Genomic DNA, 18,132 nt, shown 5'->3' with positions numbered 1-18,132 from the left:
TGACACAGGGGCGCGATTTACAGTATAAATATCAAACCTCGTGTTCATAAAACCTTATGTTCACTGGACTGCAGTTTTTTCTCATGTAATTGTAGTGAATTGTCAGAATTCTGTAGAATTGTTTCTTTCCCTGGGAGACGTATTTAATCACGAACCGTGTCCATAATATCAATACGGGATATTTGTGGTGTGCCATCGCTGCTCAACTGGATTTCGTATCTTTTACTGCGGTTGTAAGTTGTCACAGCATCCAGGTGATTCGTGAAATTAAACTCTTCATAGGTTGTTACGTAAGCTTTTTCATCGAGAATTTCGATGTCGACTGCTTCATCCACCAGGAATTCATAGAGGTAATAGTCGTTGCCGATTTCATCGATAAAGTCGACCAGTTCATCGCGTGCAATACTGCCCTCTTCCAGGAAGCCGGCGACATAAGAGAAGTCTTTTTGGTTCAATGCGTTTTCATAAGCTGCGCGGAAATCCGCAATGAACGCCGCAAGCGTGTCTTCATTGACTGCTGCCGAAGTTTTTTCTTCGTCATCTGCTATTGAAGAATCTTCTTCCTCGTTCGGATCTGCGGAATAAATCGGCAATTCAACATAACTGCCTGAATCGGCAGTAATCACTTCGGATGTTTCAAGTTCCCCGTTTTCGTTGGTTCTTTCCACAAACAAATCGACTGTCTGCCCTTCTCCAATGAGTCCGAGAAGATTATTTTCCTTAACGGTTTTTTCAGTCGATTCACCATTGACATAGATGATGGCATTTTCATGGTTAGTCCAAATTTCCACCATCAAGTCCAGAATGCTGACCTCAAGAACCATTTCATTGCTGCCCGAAATTTCGCATTCCAGATCCAGCGCTTTTTCCACTATTCCGTTTTCCATCGAAACGCGGCAATCGTAAGTACCCGGTAAAAATGCGCCCAGCTCTTCTGTATCGCCAGTGCGGGTTTCCGTGACAGTATCGGCCAGTTCAAACTGAGCACCTTCAACGTCCGTTGCGAACTGCACGTCCACCGGCATCGCTTCAATTTGGATGACCGGGTACATGCCGATAAACTTGCCTTCTTTTATGCGGAACAGCTCCAGCCCATCCTCATGGGAAACGATCCGTGTAATACCGTCATCGACGACTCCGTGGGCAGCTTCGTACATGCGATTTTTGAAGCCGTCCGGGTCCTGCTCAACCAGAAATTCCTGATACGCCTCTTCATCTTTCCTGACATTGTCCGGAATTGTGATTTCAGCCATTGCTGCATCCGTATCGCCGGCATACAGGGCCTGCAGAAACGCATCGACTTTCTGCTCGGGCGACGTATTTGCTTTGATCAGCTGATGGCCGCCCACCAATCCAACCATAAGAACCGCGATAAGCGTAAAGCTCAGTTTCTTTTTAAATGACAAGGGCTTACGTGCGGATGGCGGATTGACCGGCTGTGGCTGGGTTGTTTCTTTCTTTATAGTTTGCTGCGGTGCTCCGCATTCCGGACAAAAAAGCTGTTCCGATTCGATTTTCTGACCGCATTCACTGCAAAACCGGTTCATCTTCTTCCTCCTAAATTTCAGTTGTGGAAATTAATTCATAAATATAAGTTCCATCTGTATCCACTCTTAACTTCGTCACCGTTCGATATGTTTTTTCATTACTTCCATCTTCATTATGAATGATGAATTTCTCGATGGTCGTGACTTCATAATAATCGTCATCCAACTTCTCCAGTTTTTCCATCTGTGTACTCAGATGTTCTTCCGTAATTCCTTCTGAATACATATAGTCAATGAAATCGGATTGTTCTTCAGCTCGTGGCCCGCTTCCATAAATCAAACCGGATACAAGAGAGAAATCACCTGCGTTGATGGCTGCTACACTGGCATCGTTATAATCACTCATAAGCCATTCGACGGATCTTTCGTCAACAGCAAACCGATCTTCTTCATCCGTTTCTTCCACTTCCACTGAAGTCATGGCTTTCTCAAAAACTTTTCCGCTGCCCTCATAAGTGTCAGTTGGCGTGAAATCCTGTACATAAGCACCTTCATTATAGTAGCTGACAAGCCACTTTCCACTTTCTTTATCAAAGACGAAATCGATGGAAGCTGTCACTTCCATCTCTTCTGGTTCCGGAGTTTCAGAGGCGTAGTAATAATCGCCGTCTATTTGGAGTTCGACGTTTGCCGTCACCGTTTTTCCGTCCGACAGAATCGTGATCGCTTCTTCATCCACAATGATTTCGGTCAACGAACCCATGAAGAGATTCTCATAGTATTCCATCGACTCGTATCCTTCTTTAAACTCAGTTAGCTGATCTTTCGTGACCGTTGTAAAGACGTTTGAATCTCTTGTGCCGAATGCCTGCACATATTCTTCCGCAAAGAGTTTTAACTGGTCAATCAATGCTGCATGCTGTTCCTCTCCCAGACCTGAAAATTCAAGCATATGGTAATCGGAGGTGATATCAACAGGATCGGATAATTGAGGACCCCATGGAAAGATGACTTCCGCCCGTGCGGTAGTGCTGCCGTCCAACAGAAGCGGTCCGATGTCATCCGTTTCACCGTATTCATTTACCGATACTTCTTTTTTACCGATGATCACTTTATTGGCGCCGGGATCTTCCGCATTAAATAGTTCCAGCCCGAACATGACTGAACTGACCGGTAAATCCACATAGATTGGATCGATCACTGAAGAATCCGCATACATATAAGCTTCGAGTTGAAACGGATATTGAAACTCCGCCAATTCCCCTTCATAAAGAAATTCTGCTTCATGAAGTCCCGGGCTTATTCCAGAGAAAACATAGTCTCCGTCGCTATTATCTGCAGAAGTCACCAGTTCCCCGTTCAAGCTCAAAGCCAGGCCATCATGCGGAAAGCTGAATGACAGCTTTTGAGTGGGAATGACAACGCGGTGGGCATCAAAAATGCCAATGACTTTTCCATTTTTTTCAATGCTGGCGACATCTTCCAGCTCATAAGGTGTAATGTTCCCGTAAAGCTCGATAAAGGCACCCGCCTCTTTCACCGTCATCGCTTCCCCATTGGAAAGCTGCACCTGTTTTACCAAAGCTCCGGCATCCTCATTTTCCAGCGCTTCCAGGAATTTCGTCACGACCGTATCCGCCGAGGCAGTTTCGCTGCCCCACGAATAGACGCCGATCAGGGATGCGGCAAACAAAAGGGCGACTGCCGCCAAAATTTTGGTCTTTAAACTTAACGGTTTTTTAGTCTTTACAGAAGGTTCCGTTTGGGCCGGTTTCTCTGAACTCTGTTTTTCTTCGGTCAGGGACGCACCACATTCGACGCATATCCGGTTATCCTGATCATTGGCGTGTCCGCAATTCGTACAAAATTTCTTCATGTTTTCACCATACCTTCATTTATTAGAAGTAAAATAAATCCTGTAAGTCTTCAATATAGCGTCCAATTGTCGAATCAAAGAATACGGTTGCCACAATCGTAAAACTTACACTGAATAATACGATATAAGACAGGTAGGCATAGAAGGAATCGATTGCTTTCGACGACTTTTTCAATAAAACGGTGATGAGGTACATTGGCATCATCGATACGGTCAGACTTAAACTGATCAGTAAAAGAATATTGCCGAATACCAGAGACTCGATCAGCAACAGCAGATACGCTGCCACAACCAGCACTACGGATGGAACCGTGAGCGTCCCAAACATCGTGACCACACTTGCGAAGGATGCATCGGGACCTGCAAATTTATTCACTAAGTAAACGCAGGCTGCCGCCAATGCAAAAATTACCCCAAGACTGAAAACTGTCGTGAACAGAACAGAGAAATAAGAAGGCATGATGCTTTCTGAAGTTCCAAAGAAACCACCCATTTCATTGAATGGCTGCAAAGCCGTGCTTAAATTTTTATAGATAGCCAAAGAAAATATAAGTGCAAAAATACCAAGTGTGATTAAAGCGTTTACCATTTGACCGGCTTGCTGCTCAACAATTGAACCCGGGTTCTTTACGTACTGCAAAAAGTAATTCCAGTATTGCTTGGATGTGGCTTTCACTTTTTCCACGTGCTGATTCGGTTCTGTCGGAGCCTGATAAACCGGAGCAGATGCATCGGCAGTAAATTGAGGCGTTGGTTCCTGGTTCGGCGGTACCGTATTTCCTGCAGCCTCTCCAGTATGCGCCGTCAGCACAGTACCGCATTTTCCACAGAACTTCCCAGAAGCCTGTTCATGTTGACAATTCGAGCATTTCATCGTGTTTCCCCCTAAATTTTTTTGGTAAATAGATAAGTCTAAATACCCGTTTAAAAAGATGCATTATCTAATTATTTTTAGCATCTTTTTACCTATTATAATAGAGTTAATATTTAAGTAAAGGTAATTTCAGTAAAATCACAGATTATAAAATGAAATATTTTACAAAACAAAAATCTTAACCAACACTAAGTTTTAAATTAGTTACTCCCCGGATTTCATAGCCAATTCAAAAGCCGCATCCAAAGTCGGAAAAAGACTTTGAATGCGGCTTATATTGAACCTAAAAACAGACTGCCAAATTCAAGGAAAATGACATCAACGTCACGTACTGAACGCATATATTTTCCACTGCCCTGCTTCTTTATTTGGCAATTCCGCGTTCTGTATAAAATAACAACTCCCTTCCAGTGAACCTCGTGTTCACTGGAAGGGAATTTCTTTGTTATTCTGTCACATTTTGTTCCCAGGTAGTCTAGCCCCTATTTTTCGGACAGTGAATAACTATGTATTAACTCGCAAGTTTTTCTAATTCTAAGTAGGCAGCGGGCGTCAAATAACCCAGCCTTTTTTGACTGCGTTCTCCGTTATAATAAGCGACGAATTTCGGCAAATCTGCCATCACCTGTTCGGCTGAATCGATTGAGAAGAAGTGAGGAAATTTCGTTTTCAAGTGTGAGAAAAAACTCTCGATGACCGCGTTATCCCAACAGTTCGCTTTCCTGGACATGCTGGGGCTGAAGCCAAGTTCGTTTTCCAACCGATGGTGCCGCGTAGAAGAATACACGCTTCCCCGGTCCGAATGGAGAACCACTTGCTTCAAATCCGTTAGTCCTCTCCGGTCCATCGCCATTCGAACGGTTTTTTCAACCAGGTCTGCGTTCGGGTGCACACTGATGGCGAAACCGATGACTTCCCGGTTGTGGAGATCTACTATCGCGGAAATAAAAAATTTCACATCTTTGACCGTCAACTCAGACAGATCGGTCACCCACTTGCGGTTCGGCAGAACGGCATTAAAATCGCGGTTCAACAGGTTGGGGTGTATGTACCCTCCACTGGTTTCCTTATGAATCGTGGATGGCCTGACGGCCCGGATGACGGATTTAATGTTCATTTCTCTCATCAATCTGCTTACACGCTTGTGGTTAATGACATGTCCTTTCGCTTTTAATTCACCGGCAATATGTTTGGCTCCATATGTTTTTTTACTTTTGTCGTACAGTTGCTGGATCGCTTTGATGTCTTTCTGATCTCGTTCGGAAACCGTCTTGGCGGGGCGGTTTATATAGCTGTAGTAACCACTTTTCGAAACACCTATCGCCTTACATAAAAGCTCGACAGGGTGGTCCTTCCTCAATAACGATACGGCTTCATACCGTTTGCTCATTCGTTCTCCCTGAGAAAGGCCTGGAACTTTTTTAGGATTTCGATTTCCTCTAGCTGTTCATTGTATCGCTTTTCAATTTTCTTTAGCCGCTTCAACTCTTTTTGCGTTTCTTCCTGCGGAACGAATGCGGCTCTTTTATCAAAGCTCAATCCTTCTTTTCCATACATCTTGTAATTTCTGATCCAAATGGCAATCGAATTCAAGGAAATATCCTTTTCTTCAGCTACTTCTTTCCGCTTTCGACCATTTTCAAGAACCTCTAACACGGCCTCCAGCTTCTCGTCCTGTGAGAGCCGTTTATAGGCTTTTCTTGGCTTTTTTGCATAATTATTCACTGGAATCCCCCACAAACCCTTATTTATCAACAATCATAACATGTCATTTGTCCATTATGAGGGGGTCGACCACTGTGTTGCAAACTTTTGTGACTATTTGAAAATCCAGATTATTATACACCCGCCAATGCCCACAACCCTTGCGGTTCCTGGGCATCGCTTCTTTTGCATGCAATTGTCGTGAATATACTGAATCGTTTTTGACACAGGGGCGCGATTTTATTGTTTGGTTTGTTGATTTTGTTGAGTTTTTTGGATATAATTTAAACAGGAGGCGATTATAATGGGAAACGTAATTGATCGCGAACATGAGAAATTGTGGGAAAGCATTGAGACTTTGGCAAACATTGATGAGGAACAAGCAACCATCGTATTTAAACTGGCCGTTGAACGTTCACTTAGAGAGATTGATAGCTTTACTCCAACAATATCAGCGATCCCCTTATCTTTGCCTGACCACGAGACCTTACTTAAAATGAAACAGCTTGACAGAAATATTAGAAGAGCCTTAAACGATAGAAAAAGAGAACAGGCATATGAGTTTTTATTGGATTATATTGATCTCTTAAGCCAAGCAACAGGGGAAAATCCTGAACACGTTAAAAGGAAAATGATTTCTTCCGTTCTAGCTAAAAGAAGCCCGAGAAGAGCTGCTCATTTGACAGCGAGGCATTCACCAAAGCCACGTAAAAATACCGACACGGAAAGCCTTTTTTATTCTACTACTGAAGCTGCCAGAAAATTGGGCTTGAGTGATCAGACGATCAGGCGGATGTGTGAAAAAGGAAAGTTTTCTGAAGCCCGACAAACTGAAGGGGGACACTGGAGAATTCCGAAAGCCGCCTTCATAACGACAGCCGAACAAGATGAACGCGCAAATCAGATTCTCGAAAAAATTGATGCTAAAAATCGAGCTGCGGGGCCTGTAGATGAATTCAAGTTATAATGCCTCTTATCCACCAAAGGTATTTATAGATACTACTGTGCTTTGTGGAGCGTTGCGTCAAGATGGGATCAATCGAAAAATTCTAAAGGCCGCCCGCTTTCCACACCTCTATGTGCCTGTGGTTTCCAAGGTGTGCTTATTCGAATTTGTACGAAATGCTGCAAAGGGACTCGGACAAGGAAGTAGCCGTGTCGAATATACTCATGATGAAATCGAAGGGTTTCTTCATGAATTCTTGTTGCCTATCTTTCAACACTATAATGATTTACCTGTTAATAGTAAGGTTGGCAGATATAGCGTTGAAACGATTATGCGAGAAAACCTTCCAATTGGAGAAGTTTTAGTAGAACTAAGTGAGTGCAGCCTTGACACCGCAAGAGAAATTATTGCATCACAAGAGATGGCAGAACCTTTAAACAAATTTAATCAGGCTGATTTTCATGTATGGGTTACAGCAATCCAAAGGGATTGTGATTATATAATGACCGCTAACCATCGCCGTTTCCCATCAAAAATCAGGAAAATCCAACGTATACATCCGCATGACTTTTGCACTCGCTACTTAGAATAAAACCTAAATCAATTAGTGTACCCTAAAAATTCATCAGCGCCGCATCCGCTATTTTTTATAGTGGATACGGCTTTTCTACTTTAACTACTCCCTAAAAATTTCTATCGGTACGAGTTCCCGTCTTTTCACAACCTTATTCAGGTGCTCGCCCAAACGACTGGTAAAGCCCGAGCGAATCCTCGTCAAAATTCTCCAGCTTCGAAGAGATCCGTTCCATTATCTCTTTGTGTCGTGGTGGAATAAACATTAATCCGCTCGTTAGCTGCAAGCGGTTTTCTTTTGCCTTTGGATTTTGGAAGACGATTCCGAACAGCCACTCCCCTTCCACCTGTTTTTCCGGCGCTTCAATCGTGTAGATTTCTCCGCTCCGTTCATTTTTGACCGTCAGCAACTCCGCGGCCTGGTCCTCCACTTTCGCCAGAATCCAAAATGGATGAAGCCACGCCTCGAGCACTTCTGTTACTTGCGGGCGATGGCTCTTTTTGAGCTCCTGCTTCACAAATGCGGTCCACAACTTGCGGTTCTCGACATACGCATAACTCTCGAAGGACAAATCGATGATCAAATCGGGCGGAAACATCCCTTCCAGTGCCGAAAACCACTCTCTATCCCGGCGCATCATTTCCACCACATGCCGATTTCGCATGCCTTCATCGATGAATCGCCGGCGGATCAACGCCAGTTCTGTCTCCACCATTTCCTGTAAATTCGCTGTTTGTTCGTTGCCGTGGCATTTCTTGTATTTCTTGCCGCTGCCGCAAGGGCAAGGATCGTTGCGGCCCACCATACAGAACCACCGCCTTCGCATAAGTCTGTAGGTTCAATGTAGCACAAGGATGCGCGCGGAGGAACAACAAACGCTGCTCAGCATCCTGTCAATCCAGCAGTCCGTTTGCTCCCGCACTCTTTTTTCCAGCAGTTCCCAGATTGTCCCCACTAGCGTTGCATAGAATCTATTATTAGTAAGAAAAGTAAAGTTAACCCACGTAAAGACAAAAAGAGAAGAAGAGCTATCCAAAAAGAGATTTCCTTTTTTTAACTTTTTCGTTGCTTGTTGATATAATGCTGTTTTGAAATCGGTCTGACAATGGCATAATCCTCTCCGAAACGGAGTTCTTTCATCTCAGGTATTGGTACTTTCTGCCGGCCTTTGCTTTTTTTCAGCGGACGATTCATATAAGCAATCAATTCACTGAAGGGCTGATAAATATAAGCCCGCATCGCCTTTAGAAAATTCCACGCCGTCGTGTTAGGCAAATGGATAAGCCGCAGAATTTCTGAGAGCGCAAAGGCGATCAATGTCAAAAACATCTGATTCCAGATGCCCGCTGGGGATTCGCTGAACAGATGGTTTACTTTCAGGTGTTGCTTGATCCATTTGAAAAACAGTTCGATGTACCAGCGATTCTTGTATGCATCGAGAATTTCCTTTTCACTGAGATCAAGGCGAGTCGTGATCAAATGGTAATGGTTGCCCTTCTCATCGACAAATTCGATGTAGCGTAATTTCTTCTCATGTGTCCGCATGGACACCAGCTCGTCTTTTACGACATTTGGCAGATCCGGTGTGTAAGCCCGTAGTGTTTCTGTTTTGCAATCATGGCGAACACGTACCAGAAAATCGATATTCTGTTCCATCCATCCGCCCATCTTTGTTTTGTGTCCGTATCCGCGGTCCATGATATACAGGGCACTATCGACATCGATAATGTGATTCACCGCATCCACGTCTGCGATATTTCCAGTAGAAGGAATCATCTTTTCCGGGAAGACGCTCTTAGCCGAGACAACGACCAGGCGTATGTGCAACTTGATTCCGCTGGACACTTTCGAAACAGCAGTCCAGTTCGATGCGCTATCCGGTAACTTGATGTAAGTCGCATCGATGAGTCAAAGAATCCCCACATGGGGATTGATGCCTTCTGCGTGTCGCTGCAGAATCCAGTAATGGCGAGCTAAATGTCCCAACAGCTCGGCCAGGTGAGCCGTATTCAAATCGATCAATCGACGACTAAGTTGTGAATGACTAATCGACTTCAGGTTCAATTCCTGTTGGAGTGACGGTTCAGGACCCACGTTCAAGGCGATGACCCGATGGGATTCCCACTTGCTGATATTCGCCATGATCATGAGTTTGACCAGCGCAAAATCAGTTAACTTTTTCGCGTCATAGTTCAACAGCGGGCAAGCTAATGCGTTGATTGGCAGGAGTTTTAAATATTGACGAAAGACTTTCTTTTCGTCTACACTTTTCATAAGGAAGCTCCTTTCTGTAGGATTTAAAACTGATTTAGTCGTCAGTCTCATTCTACGTCGGGGGCTTTCTTTTTTATATTAACCTGCTTATTTTTGGATAGTTTTTACAATAGTGCCGTTCCATGGGAGCTATGCAACGCCAGTGGTTAACCACTGTGTTGGAACCAATTATGACTATTTACATTTCTGGATAAATATAGAGAAGCTGTCTCCGAAAACCGTTGGGGTTTCTGCAGACAGCTTCTTTTGCATGCAATTTTCGTGAATATACTGAATCTTCTTTGACGCGGGGGCGCGATTTTTTTATGTTTACCGCTCCCAGGACATGGAACGTACATGATCGAGTAATCATCATCTTTTTTCAATTCCAGGCTTAAACTTTCATGAGTACTCTCTTCAAAACTCTTTCCCGGGGCACGGCGCAATTCATGCCAATTCCTGTTTCTACATAAAAATCAAACCGCTAATCCTTAGAAATTGGTGTTCATAGGACTGTAGCTTCTTTCGTATGTAATTGTAGTGTATTGGCAGAATTTTTTAGATTTTTTTCTTTCCCCGGGGCGTGAATTACTCCTCGCCCCCCTTTGTCCATTCAATTGTTTCACCTGTTTCCTGTTTATGTATCAGCATCGAAACAGATTTCAGGTTATCTATCGATTCATTAGCCATAAAGAAGACTTTGCCTTTTTCTTTAGGTTGTAAAGTATGTCCACCGATGTGATTTTTCACAGAACCATCATGAAAAGTGAGTTGTATACCGTCTGCATGCTTTACAGGGAAAGACTCGCGTTCCGATCCAGAATCACTCTCGGTAAATCCAAAGACATATGTATTTTCACTGTGGTTAATGATTTCGTAAGAGATTGAAAATTCCTCGACACCTTCTTCAATTGTTACTTCAGTTACTTCCAATTCAGCTATTGGAAAATCGGGTTTTTCCCAAACGGTATTGGTCGCTGCTTCTGCTGCAGCCAGTTCTCCCCCTTTTGCTTCACTGGCATTTTCCGATTTATCAAATAGCACGTAAATGCCGAAAGCAAGAAACATTAAAACAGCGATACGAAGAAAGCCACCCAGTCCTGGAACCTCGATTCTCGGTAAATATGAGGTAAATTTTCTTCCTGCTGAATTTTCTGCCGCTAAACCAGTCGAAAATCCCTCTTTAGCTTTGATGCTCAGTAGATTTGGATCGTTTGTTTGTTCCCGGTCTATCTCCAGCAAAGGCAGTCCCGCATTTCGCGCAATAATTCGAGCCCCTTTATCGTTCGTCAAAAAAACAACAGGCACTTTATTTTTTTGAAATTCATTCATATATGAGGCAGCGATTTTATCGTCATTGGTATGTGCAAAATTCAATTTTTCACGTGTCACATGGTTTGGCATTTTAGCGATTTTAACGCGACCACTTGCCTGGAACATTTCAATCAGATCAAAAGCAAATTGCGCTCGTTTTCTTCTTATTACATCTCGATTGGTTTTTAAGTTGTCCAATTCATCTATTACCACACTGCTTATCATCAACGGAGCATTGGAATCCCTTAATATCGCAGTGATCAATAACCCATCATGCATCAGCATATTCGTATCCGGAGCAGGAATAACACCTTTTTCAAGAAACGGCGCCAATTTTTTATATTTTAAAACGGCCTCTCTTTGAGCGCCCAAGTGAGATTTTCCGCCCTCAGTCAACACTGTCAAATAAGCTGGCAACGCCGAAGCGAACGTAAAGATGCTCAGCACCAGAAATGCTGTTGATACTGCTATGTCTATTTGGGTCCCCATATAGCATGTTGCAAGAAATAAAAGATAAAAAAGAAGCCCAGTCAACCTTTGCTTCAAGTAAAATTGCCCCATTCCCGGGAACCAAACAGAAAGGATGACAGCTGTATTTCTAGAAATGCTATTTTTCCCCAAGTGAACAAGACTTGAAGTAATAACCATTAAAATAAACGAAATCAACAGGAAGTAAAAAAATGTTTCGTCTGTACTCAGTTTCAGAATGCCTTTAGCAATTAAAGTAAAGAATATCAGCAGCATATTATTCTCCTTTACATGACTTAATATTTATATTTTTGTTAATAGGTGTCATTGGAATCGTACGACATGCTATCGCTGTAAACTCCATCACGCAGCGCAAAATCCATATCATCCTGGTCGGTCCCTTTGGAATCACTCATATAGCCACCGGAGTTTTTCTTTGACTTCCCTTTAAATGAAGTTTGGTTTGTAGCGTGATTTTCTATACGGACAAATTGTTTCGTGATTTCATCATACGGATCAAGGAAAACCTTCTTTATTTCTCTGTTCTTTTTCAAACGAACGAAGATAAAAGATAGTAATCCCATTACATATGAACCAATTATCAATAATAAGATAAACATCATAATGTTCACTCCCCTCAACATTTTATGAATCTATTTTATCATTATTTAAGATATAATAGGCTTATATTTTTATACAGGAGAGAGAATATGATTAAAAAAATTAAGGAAGATAAACTTTACCACCTGTGCCAGGCTTTTTTGCTAGTTGTCATCATTTCACTGCCTTTATATATCTACTCGTCTCTTCCAGAAAATGCAGTGGTCACCCTCCCAGGCCCCGTTATTACATACGCCGAAGAAATCGGTGAAGAAGTGAACTTGAACAAAGTTTCCGTTTACAGTTTTCCAGTTGAGAAGAGAGCTGATTTTATAAAATTTTTGTGGAAAAACAAAATCTGGCCAGGCAGCTATTCTTATGTGGAATATGATAATTTCAATACCATGGTTATCGAGGCAAGCCAAAATACAACACAGTACTTGAAAGCGAAACGTGATAAATACCAGAATTTGCCCGACTATTTCAATGTCCATTATCCTGGGGAGGAGGTTTTGAGAATTTCAAAAATCCCTGAAAGCCTTGGTGATTCTGATGGGCTTGGATTAGCCTTATGTTTATTCGGCAGCTATACGGACGCTCACTGGGTAAAATCCGATCTCAAGATTGTGATAACCGGTGCAATGGATGCTGAAGGTATAGTTCGACCCGTAGGTGATATTCACATAAAAGGAATTGCCGCAGTTAAAAACGACACTGATATTTTTATGGTGCCACAGGAAAATTATAATGAACTGGCCCTTTTCATGAAAAAAAACAAGGATATTATCGTAGTGCCTGTAACTACCATCGAGGAAGCAAAGGAATGGCTCAATGAAAATGCTTAGCCTCTTTTCCCGACTTCTATAAAATTCCTATTTCTTTCCTGTGTCTGGAACAATTATGACTCCTTACATTGCTGGATAAATATAGAGAAGCTGCTTCAGAAAATCGTTTTGGGGTTTCTGAAGCCAGCTTCTTTTGGATGCAATTTTCGTGTAAATACACCGGATCGTCTTTGACGCATGGACGCGATTTTTAGGAGTAAAACATTTTCACTTTAAATTCACTATCAGGAAAAGATGTTCCACCATTTCCCTTTTTGCACCGTTTGAGGCTCCAGCACATGCAGGTTTTGATTCAATAGGATACGCTCGTTATTCTCAAGGAAAATATCGACAAACTCATGAAGCTTCTTCTTCTCCATCAGATCGAGTCCCGCATTAAACAGGAACGGTCGTTTATCGAGGCTGTGCACATCCGACCCATACACATGGATCAGATTCGCTTCCATCAGATCAAACGCCGTCTTTTGGATCGCTTTGCCGAAATGCCCCGATACGGATCCCGCTGTCACTTGCGCCAATGCGCCGTGCAACAGCAGACGGTTCAGCCGTTCCGGTTTTTCAATGATGCCTTGGTTGCGTTCCACATGTGCAATGATCGGCACATAATGGCGCGTAATCAATTGCTGGATCACCGGCACCGTGTACACAGGCACCCCCGATGAAGGCAATTCAAGCAGGACATAGCGGGACTCCGCCAACGTCAGCGCTTTCCCTTCATCCAGCCGATTCGGCAGCTTATCACTCAGCCGGCATTCCTGCCCGCTGTATAGTTTGATCGGGATATTTTGTTCCTTGATGTAATTCCTTGTCATTTCCAACTGTGCGTTCAAGGCATCCATGTCAGTCTGGAAGTTCGGATGAAAAGCGTGTGGTGTAGCTATGATGGCGGTAAGTTGTTCTTTTACCGCCTCTTCAAGCAATTTCCTCGATTCTTCCATGTTCTGCGCGCCGTCATCCAGACCTGCAAGTATATGTGCGTGTGTATCTATCACTCGGTGTTCCTCCTTATCCAACTGTAAAACAGGGAATTTGAAAATGAATTTCTTCTATATATAGAGAGAGTCAGTTTATTTACTCAAAATATTAATCCCTATTATTTACTGTTCCGCACAAAAGAAAAAGTAAAAAGAGTTTCCTCTTTTTACTCCGTTGCGCCGTAGTATTGATAATAGCTGCTGTTTTTCGGAAGTTCGAAATTATTCAGAACAGCTCCAATGATGCGGCTGTTCGAAGATTCAATTGCTTCTTTCGCTTTTAACGCCATTTCTTTCTCAGTGGTACCTGAGTTGATGACGAGGATTGCGCCTTCGCATTTATTCGCCAGAATCTGGCCGTCCGTTACCGCCAGGATCGGTGGAGCATCGAAAATCACCAGATCATAGTTGTCCATCAATTGGCTGATCAGTGTATCCATCGATTTGGAGCTCAGCAATTCCGCCGGATTCGGTGGAATCGGTCCGCAAGTCAACAGGTCAAGATTCTCAACCGCTGTTGGCCGAATCGCCTCTTCCGCGGTCGTCTGTCTCGTCAGTACACTGGATAAGCCCGTCGTATTCCCTGTATGGAACGTGTAATGGGTCGTCGGTTTCCGCATATCGCCATCTACCAGCAGAACTTTTTTGCCTTCCTGCGCAAATACTACTGCCAGGTTGGCCGACGTAGTTGACTTTCCTTCTGACGAGGCTGCTGACGTTACGACCATCGTGCGGATATCCGCATCGGGCGAAGAAAATGTGATGTTGGTACGCAGCGTACGGAATTGTTCAGCTACAAATGAACGGGGCGTTGTATAAGCGATGAGTTTCCGCGCCGTCTGCTGGAGAACCTTTTTCTTTCTGGCCATTCTTTACCCCGCCCTTCTTCTGGATTCAGTTTCATTTTCCTGTCCAAGTTCCGCTTTTTCAATAATCGGTGAAACAAAACCGAGAAGGGGAATACCGAGAAGTTCTTCAATATCCTGCTGGTCTTTCATCGTCGTATCGAGATATTCCAGAAGGAATGCGATGCCGACGCCCAGCATCAGGCCGACCACTCCAGCGATTGCCATATTCAGCAACGGGTTCGGCGCGACCGGGGACGGATTTTCTTTTAATACAGCTGGTGACAGGATGGTGACGTTATCGACATTCATCAATTCCTGGATATTGCTTTCGAAAATCGTCGCCGTCGTATTGGCAATGTCCACCGCAACTGCCGGATTTTCATCCTGCACCGCAATATTAACAATCTGCGATTGATCGGCGTTGCTGACGGTAATTTTGCTATACAACTCTTCTGTGGACAAATCTAAATTCAGCTCTTCCACAACAGGCCCCAAAATGACCGGACTTTTGATGATGCCGGAATATGTATTAATCAATTGCAGGTCCGTCTGGATATTCTGGTTCGTCAATTGCCCCGATTCTGTCGGGCTCTGGTTGACGAGGATTTCAGTCGATGTCTGGTAGACTGGCGTCAGAACAAGGAATGAGATGACACTTGCAATCGTTATTGCAAGGATGGTGAGCAGGACAATAAGTCCGAGGCGCTTGCGAATCGTCTTGAAAAGATCCTGTAAACTGATAGTTTCTTCCATATTAAGACGTCTCCCTTAAAAGTTTTTTTAATCATTTTATGCTAGTATAGCATAAAGTGTGAATATTACGACTTCTAATATGTATAAATTCTCCTAGGTTAATAGACATGTTTATGCTATCTTTATGTTTATAAATTGTTTACAAGAAAAAATTTTTTATAGTGTTGAGAAAGTTCGGCTTTATTAGATCGATTATATTATCCGATACGATTCTTTTTTCAGCTACGTGAGCTGGAAAGAGAAACTTGCCGCTGCGGGCAAACCTGCCGAGCAGGCAGTCGCCGCCCCTGCTGAAGAAACAGCGGTGGAAAGCATCTGCGATTTCCGAAGAAGTGACAGAAATCGATTTGGACAGCCTGACTGCCAAAATGGATCCCAAGGTACAGGAGCTGTTTTTCAATAGGAAAGAACAAGGCGAAAGGGTTCAATTGCTGGTGGTGGGATCTGAAGCGATGGAAGCAGGAAATCCCGGCTACAGCGAATTATTCACTGAGGCCATCGACATGGCCTACGGCGGATTTGTTGAAACGGAAGTCATGAGCTTTGAAGGGACGTCCGAAGAATTCATAATGACCGGTCTGCAACTTTCTGACGGCTATGACGTCGTATTGATGGAGCCTTTTACACTGAAGAATAACGGCCGGGTTGAAATTGAAACGGAGCACCTGCATATCCAGAACGTGTTCGGCGAAATTTTGACGGCCACAAACGATGCCGTGCTGGTATTGCATCCGCCTCAACCAATCTATGGTGCACAGTTTTACCGCACACAAGTCACCGCATTGGAAGAATTTGCAGCCGTTCAGAATTATGTGTATATTAACCATTGGGAACAATGGCCCTCCACCGAAGATTTGACACTCAAGACTTATTTGACAGAAGAAAGCAACCCCAATAACATGGGTGCCGAAACGTGGGCAAATGCCCTAATCGCCTATTTCACAGGCAGCTAACGGAGGAAACAAAATGAGAAGAAGCCAGCAAAAGGCCAAGAAGAAAAAATGGCCGTGGATTGTCGGGATTTTAGGACTTATCGCAATCGGAGTCGGCGTTTACCTGTTCAGTATCTATTCCAGCTTCACGAGCACATTGGACGAAATGTACGAACCGCTTGACCGTCCAATTTCGGATATGCGCATTGAAGAAGTGAAACTGGAAGAGAGAGATCCTTTTTCTGTCCTGCTTCTCGGAGTCGACGAACGCGAAGGTGATCGAGGCCGTTCCGATACGATGGTCGTGCTGACGGTCAACCCTGAGGAAGAGACAACAAAGATGCTGTCGATTCCGCGTGATACGTATACGGAAATTATCGGACAAGGCATGATGGACAAGATTAACCATGCGTATGCTTTCGGCGGCATTGAGATGTCGATGGCAACGGTGGAGAATCTGCTCGATATTCCGATTGATTATGTTGTACAGGTTAATATGGAAGGTTTTAAGGATATTGTGGATGCGGTTGATGGCGTGACAGTAAACAGCCCGATGGCTTTTGACGGTTTTGAAGCCGGGGAAATCCATTTGGATGGCGACGAAGCACTTGATTATGTGCGCATGCGGAAAGAAGATCCACGTGGAGATTTCGGCCGCCAGGATCGACAGAAGCAGGTTATCCAGGGAATTATGCGTGAAGGCGCATCGCTTAACAGCCTTGTGAATTACGGGGATATTTTTGATGCACTGGGCAGTAATGTGCGGACGAATATGGAGTTCAGCGAGATGCGCGATGTTCAGAAGAATTACAGTGGTGCTGTCGGGCAGGTCGATCAGATTATTGTGGAAGATGGTTATGGGGAGACGATTGATGGTATCTGGTATTATATGATGGATCCTAATGAGTTGAATGCGATTCAGACGACTTTGAAGGGGCATTTGAATATGTAGTTAATTTCAATCGAATCGATATTCCGCAAAACAGCTTCGCTTGCCTGGGGGCTTGCGCTGAGCTAACTCGGTCTCGTTTCACTTCGCCCGAGTGGATCTCAGCACTTCGCTTGGTCCCCTGGGCGTCTTCGCTGTTTTGCTCCATATCTTAGAGAATCCAAAACAGAAAAAGATATTTTTGAGGGGTGCAGCGCTAATGCTGCATCCCTCTTTTTTTGGGGGGTATTTGGGGTTATGGGGATACTCGGCAAAGCCACAATTGTTCCTCAAATTGTGAATTACACAGGGGCGCGAGAATAGGCTAGTTCATATGTAGAAGGTTTATGAGTACAGTGGTAATTCGTTTACTTGAATTTGCCTCTTCTTCACCCTAACATCCCAAACACCCAAGCCCTACCTCTCTTTTCGCTTATCGCCTGCGAAAAGCATCCATTTATGTCTTGTCTCGGATAGTTCTTCTCTCCCCATACCAAAAACCACCCCAAAACCCTCTTTCCCGGCTTCGAAGTGGTTCGATAGCGATCCGGCAGGCTGACTACTGCCCTAGTTCGCTACTTTTTTTTTATGTTTTGATGTTTGATCGGGCGCATATTGTACTCATGGATGAAATGCAGGACTGCTTTTCGGGGAATTCCCAGCTCTCTTGCCGTGACCGATGGCCCTTCATCCTGCGTGATATAATAATCGAAAATTATATCCTGCACGCTTCGATTGTGTTCTATCTCCAATTTA

General features: G+C 43.7%; 18 protein-coding genes. 5 read left to right on the top strand and 13 right to left on the bottom strand.

Features of this window, described 5'->3' with window-relative positions; all coding sequences use genetic code 11:
* Positions 1-143: 143 nt before the first annotated feature.
* The 5 genes from ACFQ1X_RS10690 to ACFQ1X_RS10670 all read right to left on the bottom strand — a co-directional run bounded on the left by ACFQ1X_RS10690 (position 144) and on the right by ACFQ1X_RS10670 (position 5,962).
* Complete coding sequence (locus ACFQ1X_RS10690; RefSeq protein WP_144840826.1) at positions 144-1,547, bottom strand: TcaA NTF2-like domain-containing protein; 1,404 nt, start codon at positions 1,545-1,547, stop codon at positions 144-146.
* A gap of 10 nt (positions 1,548-1,557) precedes the next feature.
* A complete protein-coding gene (locus tag ACFQ1X_RS10685) occupies positions 1,558-3,363 on the bottom strand; it encodes a TcaA NTF2-like domain-containing protein (RefSeq protein WP_144840827.1) in 1,806 nt (601 codons plus the stop codon).
* A 22-nt stretch (positions 3,364-3,385) separates the two neighbouring features.
* Positions 3,386-4,237 carry a zinc ribbon domain-containing protein gene (locus ACFQ1X_RS10680; RefSeq protein WP_144840828.1) on the bottom strand — a complete coding sequence of 284 codons (852 nt, stop codon included), beginning with the start codon at positions 4,235-4,237 and terminating at the stop codon, positions 3,386-3,388.
* A 511-nt stretch (positions 4,238-4,748) separates the two neighbouring features.
* Entirely contained in the window at positions 4,749-5,627 is an 879-nt protein-coding gene (locus tag ACFQ1X_RS10675; RefSeq protein WP_144840829.1) for an IS3 family transposase, read from the bottom strand.
* Complete coding sequence (locus ACFQ1X_RS10670; RefSeq protein WP_379082489.1) at positions 5,624-5,962, bottom strand: transposase; 339 nt, start codon at positions 5,960-5,962, stop codon at positions 5,624-5,626. Before ACFQ1X_RS10670 ends, ACFQ1X_RS10675 begins: the two co-directional genes overlap by 4 nt.
* Positions 5,963-6,245: 283 nt before the next feature.
* Between ACFQ1X_RS10670 and ACFQ1X_RS10665 the strand changes: the two genes are divergently transcribed.
* Positions 6,246-6,908: a helix-turn-helix domain-containing protein gene (locus ACFQ1X_RS10665; RefSeq protein ID WP_144840831.1), complete on the top strand. Its 663-nt coding sequence runs from the start codon at positions 6,246-6,248 to the stop codon at positions 6,906-6,908.
* Positions 6,892-7,479: a PIN domain-containing protein gene (locus ACFQ1X_RS10660; protein ID WP_144840832.1), complete on the top strand. Its 588-nt coding sequence runs from the start codon at positions 6,892-6,894 to the stop codon at positions 7,477-7,479. The genes ACFQ1X_RS10665 and ACFQ1X_RS10660 overlap by 17 nt, the downstream gene beginning before the upstream one ends.
* A 133-nt stretch (positions 7,480-7,612) precedes the next feature.
* Here the strand turns inward: ACFQ1X_RS10660 and ACFQ1X_RS10655 are convergent, their stop codons facing one another.
* The 5 genes from ACFQ1X_RS10655 to ACFQ1X_RS10635 all read right to left on the bottom strand — a co-directional run bounded on the left by ACFQ1X_RS10655 (position 7,613) and on the right by ACFQ1X_RS10635 (position 12,119).
* The gene (locus tag ACFQ1X_RS10655) at positions 7,613-8,266 is read right to left on the bottom strand and encodes a YecA family protein (RefSeq protein WP_379082485.1); all 654 of its coding nucleotides are present in this window, start codon (positions 8,264-8,266) and stop codon (positions 7,613-7,615) included.
* 248 nt (positions 8,267-8,514) lie between these two features.
* On the bottom strand, positions 8,515-9,366 hold the full coding sequence (locus tag ACFQ1X_RS10650) for an IS4 family transposase (RefSeq protein ID WP_144840834.1): 852 nt from the start codon (positions 9,364-9,366) through the stop codon (positions 8,515-8,517).
* Between the two features lie 3 nt (positions 9,367-9,369).
* On the bottom strand, positions 9,370-9,735 hold the full coding sequence (locus ACFQ1X_RS10645) for a hypothetical protein (RefSeq protein ID WP_144840835.1): 366 nt from the start codon (positions 9,733-9,735) through the stop codon (positions 9,370-9,372).
* 567 nt (positions 9,736-10,302) lie between these two features.
* Positions 10,303-11,772, bottom strand: coding sequence for a PIN domain-containing protein (locus ACFQ1X_RS10640; RefSeq protein ID WP_144840836.1), 1,470 nt, complete (start codon positions 11,770-11,772; stop codon positions 10,303-10,305).
* Positions 11,773-11,810: 38 nt separating this feature from the next.
* Positions 11,811-12,119: a hypothetical protein gene (locus tag ACFQ1X_RS10635; protein ID WP_144840837.1), complete on the bottom strand. Its 309-nt coding sequence runs from the start codon at positions 12,117-12,119 to the stop codon at positions 11,811-11,813.
* A gap of 87 nt (positions 12,120-12,206) precedes the next feature.
* On the opposite strand from ACFQ1X_RS10635, the gene ACFQ1X_RS10630 reads away from it, so the two are divergent.
* Positions 12,207-12,941: a S16 family serine protease gene (locus ACFQ1X_RS10630; protein ID WP_379082481.1), complete on the top strand. Its 735-nt coding sequence runs from the start codon at positions 12,207-12,209 to the stop codon at positions 12,939-12,941.
* 224 nt (positions 12,942-13,165) lie between these two features.
* On the opposite strand, the gene ACFQ1X_RS10625 is transcribed toward ACFQ1X_RS10630, so the two are convergent.
* The 3 genes from ACFQ1X_RS10625 to ACFQ1X_RS10615 all read right to left on the bottom strand — a co-directional run bounded on the left by ACFQ1X_RS10625 (position 13,166) and on the right by ACFQ1X_RS10615 (position 15,516).
* On the bottom strand, positions 13,166-13,933 hold the full coding sequence (locus tag ACFQ1X_RS10625) for a tyrosine-protein phosphatase (RefSeq protein WP_144840839.1): 768 nt from the start codon (positions 13,931-13,933) through the stop codon (positions 13,166-13,168).
* 149 nt (positions 13,934-14,082) lie between these two features.
* Positions 14,083-14,784, bottom strand: a complete 702-nt coding sequence (locus tag ACFQ1X_RS10620) for a CpsD/CapB family tyrosine-protein kinase (protein WP_144840840.1) — start codon at positions 14,782-14,784, stop codon at positions 14,083-14,085.
* 3 nt (positions 14,785-14,787) lie between these two features.
* The gene (locus ACFQ1X_RS10615) at positions 14,788-15,516 is read right to left on the bottom strand and encodes a YveK family protein (RefSeq protein ID WP_144840841.1); all 729 of its coding nucleotides are present in this window, start codon (positions 15,514-15,516) and stop codon (positions 14,788-14,790) included.
* A gap of 245 nt (positions 15,517-15,761) precedes the next feature.
* Between ACFQ1X_RS10615 and ACFQ1X_RS10610 the strand changes: the two genes are divergently transcribed.
* The gene (locus tag ACFQ1X_RS10610; protein ID WP_144840842.1) at positions 15,762-16,469 is read left to right on the top strand and encodes an SGNH/GDSL hydrolase family protein; all 708 of its coding nucleotides are present in this window, start codon (positions 15,762-15,764) and stop codon (positions 16,467-16,469) included.
* 13 nt (positions 16,470-16,482) lie between these two features.
* The gene (locus ACFQ1X_RS10605) at positions 16,483-17,400 is read left to right on the top strand and encodes an LCP family glycopolymer transferase (RefSeq protein WP_144840843.1); all 918 of its coding nucleotides are present in this window, start codon (positions 16,483-16,485) and stop codon (positions 17,398-17,400) included.
* The last annotated feature ends 732 nt before the right edge of the window (positions 17,401-18,132 follow it).

The sequence above is a fragment of the Metaplanococcus flavidus genome, from assembly GCF_042675885.1.
GTDB classification, from domain to species: domain Bacteria; phylum Bacillota; class Bacilli; order Bacillales_A; family Planococcaceae; genus Planococcus; species Planococcus flavidus.
Note: the sequence above shows the minus strand (reverse complement) of the source record. Positions and strands in the feature narration are given on the sequence as shown.

Excerpts from the sequence above, each read along its gene's own strand:
- ACFQ1X_RS10690 (WP_144840826.1), bottom strand. The coding sequence starts at position 1,547 with ATGAACCGGTTTTGCAGTGAATGCGGTCAGAAAATCGAATCGGAACAG.
- ACFQ1X_RS10685 (WP_144840827.1), bottom strand. The coding sequence starts at position 3,363 with ATGAAGAAATTTTGTACGAATTGCGGACACGCCAATGATCAGGATAAC.
- ACFQ1X_RS10680 (WP_144840828.1), bottom strand. The coding sequence starts at position 4,237 with ATGAAATGCTCGAATTGTCAACATGAACAGGCTTCTGGGAAGTTCTGT.
- ACFQ1X_RS10675 (WP_144840829.1), bottom strand. The coding sequence starts at position 5,627 with ATGAGCAAACGGTATGAAGCCGTATCGTTATTGAGGAAGGACCACCCT.
- ACFQ1X_RS10665 (WP_144840831.1), top strand. The coding sequence starts at position 6,246 with ATGGGAAACGTAATTGATCGCGAACATGAGAAATTGTGGGAAAGCATT.
- ACFQ1X_RS10660 (WP_144840832.1), top strand. The coding sequence starts at position 6,892 with ATGAATTCAAGTTATAATGCCTCTTATCCACCAAAGGTATTTATAGAT.
- ACFQ1X_RS10655 (WP_379082485.1), bottom strand. The coding sequence starts at position 8,266 with ATGGTGGGCCGCAACGATCCTTGCCCTTGCGGCAGCGGCAAGAAATAC.
- ACFQ1X_RS10645 (WP_144840835.1), bottom strand. The coding sequence starts at position 9,735 with ATGAAAAGTGTAGACGAAAAGAAAGTCTTTCGTCAATATTTAAAACTC.
- ACFQ1X_RS10640 (WP_144840836.1), bottom strand. The coding sequence starts at position 11,772 with ATGCTGCTGATATTCTTTACTTTAATTGCTAAAGGCATTCTGAAACTG.
- ACFQ1X_RS10635 (WP_144840837.1), bottom strand. The coding sequence starts at position 12,119 with ATGATGTTTATCTTATTATTGATAATTGGTTCATATGTAATGGGATTA.
- ACFQ1X_RS10630 (WP_379082481.1), top strand. The coding sequence starts at position 12,207 with ATGATTAAAAAAATTAAGGAAGATAAACTTTACCACCTGTGCCAGGCT.
- ACFQ1X_RS10620 (WP_144840840.1), bottom strand. The coding sequence starts at position 14,784 with ATGGCCAGAAAGAAAAAGGTTCTCCAGCAGACGGCGCGGAAACTCATC.
- ACFQ1X_RS10615 (WP_144840841.1), bottom strand. The coding sequence starts at position 15,516 with ATGGAAGAAACTATCAGTTTACAGGATCTTTTCAAGACGATTCGCAAG.
- ACFQ1X_RS10605 (WP_144840843.1), top strand. The coding sequence starts at position 16,483 with ATGAGAAGAAGCCAGCAAAAGGCCAAGAAGAAAAAATGGCCGTGGATT.